The following is a 6259-nucleotide window of genomic DNA, read 5'->3' as shown; positions in this document are numbered from 1 at the left end:
TTATATGTTTTTATAAAGTAAAGACAAAAGAGATATTTTCAGGAATGAAAATATCTCTTTTGTCAACGGTCTGAAATACCGTATTCTAAAATACGGTATTTTTACTTTCAATGCTATATAAATAAATTTAATCCTGAATCTTCAGTCGCACCTAAGTATGAAGCAACTCCACCTATTTCAACACCATCAATAAATTCTTCTTTCTTTATTCCCATAAGTTCCATACTCATAGAGCATGCAACAACTTTAACTCCCATCTTAATTGCATTTTCTATAAGAGTTTCTAAATCATCAACATTATGCTTTTTCATTATTTGTTTTATCATAGTAGGTCCCATTCCCATCATATTCATTTGTGATAATGGTAGCTTACCAGGATGTGATGGCAACATCATATCAAACATTTTTTCCATTGAATCTTTATTGACTTTAGGTTTCTTTCTACTTTTTAATATATTCAATCCCCAAAAAGTAAAAAACATAGTTACTTCTTTACCCATTGAAGCTGCTCCAGTAGCAATAATAAAAGAAGCAATGGCCTTATCTAAATCTCCACTAAATACAACTAAAGTTGCTCCATTCTTATCTTGAGTTACTACTGTATTATTAGTTTCTTTTCTATTTATTCCTTTTTGAATATGAGCAATAAAAGCTTTTTCATTCTTGTTAAATTCTGATTTTAATAAAGTATTATTAGTTTTTTCACACCATGATTTAATATCCTTACTAAAACCTGGATCACTTGCTTTTACTTCTAATATTTCTCCATCTTGCATTTTACTTATTTCTTCAAATACTCGTCTTATTGGCCCTGGACATTGAAGTCCGCAAGCATTTAGACTCACCTTTGCATTTATCTCCGTTATATCCAAATTTTCCAAATCCATAACAGCTACCTCTTCTTTAAAATCTTCACTTTCATTGCACTGATTTCTTATACTTTCTTCAGCTCTTTTTACATAAAAATATGTCTTTATTCCACCATCCACATTAATAGCATCTATTCCATGATGTTTTAATACTTGGCAACCAACATATCCTCTTTGCCCAACCTGACATGTAACATATACATTTTTATCTTTTGGTATTTCATTTAACCTATCTCTAAGTTCCCCAAGTGGAATGTGAATAGAATTATCCAATTCACCTGTAGTAAGTTCAAATGCTTCTCTTACATCTATGATTATTGAATTCTCTTTATTAAGATTATCTATTTCATACCACTGAATAGTATCCACAAGTCCTTCTATAATATTTGAAGCATAATATCCGAGCATATTAACTGGATCTTTTGCTGAATTATATGGTGGAGCATAGCACACTTCAATATCTTGCAAATCATAAACATTAATATTTCCTTTAATTGCTGTAGCAATTATGTCTATTCGTTTTTCCACTCCATCCATTCCTACCCCTTGAGCTCCAAATACCCTTCCATTTTTAGGATCAAACAACATTTTTAAGGCTATTGGAAATGAACCTGGATAATATCCTGCATGAGAACCTGGGTGAATATGAATAGCTTTATACTCAATTCCTAATCTTTTTAAAGTCTTTTCATTATTTCCAGTTGTAGCAACAGTATAATCAAATACCTTTGCAACAGATGATCCAAGTGTTCCTTTGTATTCTATATTTTTACCGCAGATATTATCTGCAACTATTCTTCCTTGTCTATTTGCTGGCCAAGCTAATGGAATCATTGTCAATCTTTTATTTACAAAATCCATAACCTCTATGGCATCACCTAATGCATATATATTTTCATCTGATGTTTTCATATATTTATCTACTATAATTGCATCTCTTTCATTTAATTCCAAATCAGCTTCTTTTGCAATTGTAGTCTCAGGTTTTACTCCAATTGATAATATAATAATATCTACATCAATTTCTTTTCCACTATTTAATATTATCCTTCTACCTTTGTCTTTAAATTCTTTTACTCCATCTTTTAAAATCAATGATACATTTTTATCTATTAGATGTTCATGAATTATACTTGCCATTTCTATATCTAGAGGTGCCATTACTTGATCACTTGCTTCTACCACAGTAATATTTAGACCTCTTTCGTGTAGATTTTCAGCCATTTCAAGCCCAATAAATCCTCCCCCAATAACCACTGCCTTTTTAGGTTTTTGATTATCTACATAATCTTTTATTTTATCTGTATCTGGAATATTTCTAAGAGTAAATAGATTTTCACAATCATCAATTCCTGGAATTCCTGGTTTTAATGGTTTTGCACCAGGAGATAAAACTAATACATCATAACCTTCTTCATAAATATTTCCTGTTTTATACTCTTTAACAGTAACCTTTTTATTTTCTTTATCTATCTTTATAACTTCACTTAGATTTCTTATATCTAAATTAAATTTTGCACTCATCTCTTCTACTGTTTGAACAATTAATTTCTCTCTTTCCACAATTGTTTCTCCTATATAATAAGGAAGCCCACAATTAGCAAAAGATATATATTCTCCTTTTTCAAACATAATTATTTCTGAATTTTCATCTAATCTTCTAAGTCTTGCTGCTGTTGATGCCCCACCTGCAACTCCACCTATAATAATAATTTTTTTATTCATAGCGAATCTCCTCTTACTTATTAGTATTTATAATTAATTTTTTAACAATCTTTTTAGTTTGTATGTTTTTAGTTTACCCCATATCTTCTTAGCTATCTGTGACTTTATCACTAAAATAATAAAATCTCTTTTTTAACATTTCAAGCCAAAATAACTTATATTTAACGATAATTTATCCATTACTATGTAGACTCATATAAATTAATCCTGTATTATTTATCACATAGAATTTTGTATATATACAATATTATGTAAGAGGAATTCTAAACTAATTATTTTCAAGGGGGATTTATAATGAATTTATTTCACAAAACTAAATTTACATCAATTCTGACAACTACCATTGTAACTATTGCACTTGTGCTACCTTTACATCAAATACCTGCAAAGGCTTCCGAAAACTCAAGAACATTTAAAGTTTTATCTTTAAATGTAGCAGGCTTACCTGCAATCCTTTCTAGTAGTAAGCCAAGTAGTAATACTAGTTTAATGAGTCCATTATTAAATAACTATGATGTTGTTAGTGTTCAAGAAGATTTTGCTTATCACAATGATTTAATTTCAAAAGTTACACTTCCTTACTTAACGCCTACAAGTGGTAATGTTCCTTTAGGCGATGGTATGAATTTTATGTCTCGTTTCCCACTCTACGAAACTACTCGATATAAGTGGAAAGACTCACATGGTATTATATCAGACGGTGCTGACCAGATGACTCCAAAAGGAATTTTATATTCTTCTATGGAAATTGAACCTGGCTACTTTGTTGATATTTATGATATTCACGCAGATGCTGATACTGATGAAGCTTCTCTTGAAGCTAGACGTTCAAACATGGAACAACTTGCTTCCCTTATTAATGAACGTTCAACTGGTAAAGCTGTTATTGTTATTGGTGATACTAATTCACGTTATACAAGAGCTGGTGATAATTTTGAAGATGCTGTTGTTAAGAAATGTGGATTGACAGATGCTTGGATTCAACTTGTAAGAAATGGTGATGTACCTAAAGATGGAGATGCAATAATGGATTCCAATAATCCAAATAGTGCAAATAATGAAGTTGTTGATAAAATATTTTATAGAAGTGGAAAAAATGTTAACTTAATCGCTAAAAGTTATTCACTTTTAGACAAAGAATTTACAGATTCTAATGGCAAGCAACTATCTGATCATTATCCTATTACTACAACATTTGAATATTCACTAAACAAAGAAACACAAATGACTGAAACTTTTGGTGGTGCAGGTGGTACTGGATTCAGTTTTATTGAAAAAATGAATAATACCTTTCCAAATAAAGTTGCTATAAGAAGTGGCTCACGTCTTGATTCAATAGCTTTTACTTACAATAATGTTGTGGCTCAAGTTGGTGGAACAGGTGGTTCTTATAAAGAACTTGTTTTAGGTAAAAATGAATATATAACATCAATGGAGCTTTCAAAAGCAAAAAAAGATCTTTTAGGAACAAATAGAATTTCTTATATTAAGCTAACTACAAATCTTGGTCATACATTAGAGGGTGGTACTAAAGGTGATACTATTACTTTTAAAGCTCCTAATGGCTACTCAATTGCTGGATTGTATGGTTTTGCTGATGATGAAATTGACAGATTAGGTGCAATATACAAATCCATATAAAAAAACTTCCAAGAACTATCGTATTAGTGGATTAAAGACCATTAATGATAGTTCTTTCCTTTTATTTTTGTTCATAATATTAATTATATTTTTAAAACATATACTTTTTTTATTTTAGTTAAATTATATTTCTCATAACTTTTTTCCGACTTAGATAAAGATTTTAAAAAATTTGTCGATATATTACTTATGACAATTTCTTTGTCAAAAAGGATAAATTATACAAGGAGGTATTTAATTTGGAAAAATGTCTTAAATCTAATTTTGTGAAATTAATACTATTTCTTTTTTTCTCTATTCTATTGCCCAGCCTACCAGTTCATGCTGCAATTGATTCTGCTTCAACTTTACAAGATTTACAATCAAAAATTGATTCTGCCATGCACTCAAGACTGACCACTTATAGCATAAATTATTCTGGAAATAGTACTACTTTACAGACTGATATTAAAAATGCAATCAATAGCATTTTTAATGCTGATGATTACCTAAGGTATACTAATAAAGGCTATTCATATTCAGGATCCATTTCAAGTGGAATTATAACACTTAACTTCACCTTTAACTATTGGAATACGGCTTCTATGGATAGTTATGTAAACACAAAAGTTACTGAAGTTTTAAATCAAATAATAACTCCAGGCATGAATGACTTTCAAAAGCAAAAAAATATTCATGATTGGATAGAAACTAATGTAGCTTATGATACTACATTAGTAAAACATTCTGATTATGATGGGCTTGTATATCCATATAAAACCGTTTGCCAAGGTTATGCATTGTTATCATACAAAATGTTAAATCAAGCAGGTATTCCAACTAAAATTATTGAAGGAACAGCAAGTGGACAAGCGCATGCATGGAATTTAGTATTTTTAGATGGTGCATGGTATCATTTTGATGCAACTTGGGATGATCCGATACCTGATGTTATAGGGAGAACTACATATGGTTACTATAACCTAACAGATGCACAAATAAAAACAAATCATTCATGGGTAATTACATATCCAACAGCTACTACAGATTTTAGTACCACATTAACAACAAAACTTACTAGTGATTCTAGCAATTCTAGTATTTATGAAGATTTAATTAACTCACTTGAATTAAAATTCTTAACTGATGAATATACAGTAAATGATGCAATAGGACTAAATACAAAAATTCAAGAAGCAATAAAAAATCAACAAAGTAAAATTCGAGTAAGATATACAAAAGGTAGTACAATAGCTACTGATATTCAAACAGCTATAAAAGGTATTACTAACATAACTTCTTATTCTTATTCTAAAGGTGATTATGTAAGAACTAGCCTTCTTGGAGATATTCTACTTGATTTATCTTTTAACTATTCAACACCAGTTAGTGTAAGTTCTGTAAGTTTATCAAATAGTAATTTAACTCTAACAGCTGGTACTTCAAGTACATTAACCGCTACAATTCTTCCAATTAATTCCAGCAATAAGACTGTTATATGGACAACAAGCAATTCAAGTGTAGCAACTGTATCTGGCGGTATAGTTAAAGCTGTAGGAGGCGGAAATGCTACCATTACTGCTACAACTGCTGATGGAGGTTATATAGCAACAACTAACATTAATGTTATTCAAGGAGTATCAAGTATTGTTGTAATATCACCTACTCAATATGTAAAGCTTGGTGGAAGTGATATTGATTTAACTGCAACTGTTAATCCAACTGGTGCTACTAATAAGTCAATAACTTGGTCTAGTAGTAATCCTAATGTTGCTACTGTTGATTCTAGTGGTAAAGTTCATGCTGTCACTTATGGTACTGCTGTTATTTCTGCAACTTCTGTTCAAGATCCTACTAAAATTGGCAGGTTTACTATTACTGTTCCTGTTCCTGCTACAGGAGTAAGTATTAATTCTAGTTCAGAATTGGTTAAGATGGGAAGCACCTTAACTTTAGGTACTACAATTACTCCTTCTACTGCCACTATTAAAACCGTTACTTGGACTAGCAGTGATACTAATATTATAAAAGTTAGTTCTACTGGA

Annotated in this window: 3 protein-coding genes; 2 read left to right on the top strand and 1 reads right to left on the bottom strand. The window is 30.4% G+C overall.

Annotated elements, in window-relative coordinates:
* Nucleotides 1-113: 113 nt before the first annotated feature.
* Nucleotides 114-2594 (bottom strand): CoA-disulfide reductase, encoded by a 2481-nt coding sequence (locus NNC19_RS19190; protein ID WP_310940305.1) that lies wholly within the window; start codon nt 2592-2594, stop codon nt 114-116.
* Between the two features lie 294 nt (nt 2595-2888).
* On the opposite strand from NNC19_RS19190, the gene NNC19_RS19185 reads away from it, so the two are divergent.
* Entirely contained in the window at nt 2889-4235 is a 1347-nt protein-coding gene (locus NNC19_RS19185; RefSeq protein ID WP_310940304.1) for a jacalin-like lectin, read from the top strand.
* A gap of 239 nt (nt 4236-4474) precedes the next feature.
* A partial coding sequence (locus tag NNC19_RS19180; protein ID WP_310940303.1) for an Ig-like domain-containing protein occupies nt 4475-6259 on the top strand: 1785 nt, incomplete at its 3' end.

Origin of the sequence: Clostridium sp. SHJSY1 (assembly GCF_031626875.1) — a bacterium.
GTDB lineage: Bacteria > Bacillota > Clostridia > Clostridiales > Clostridiaceae > Clostridium.
This window is presented reverse-complemented; position numbering and strand designations above follow the sequence as displayed.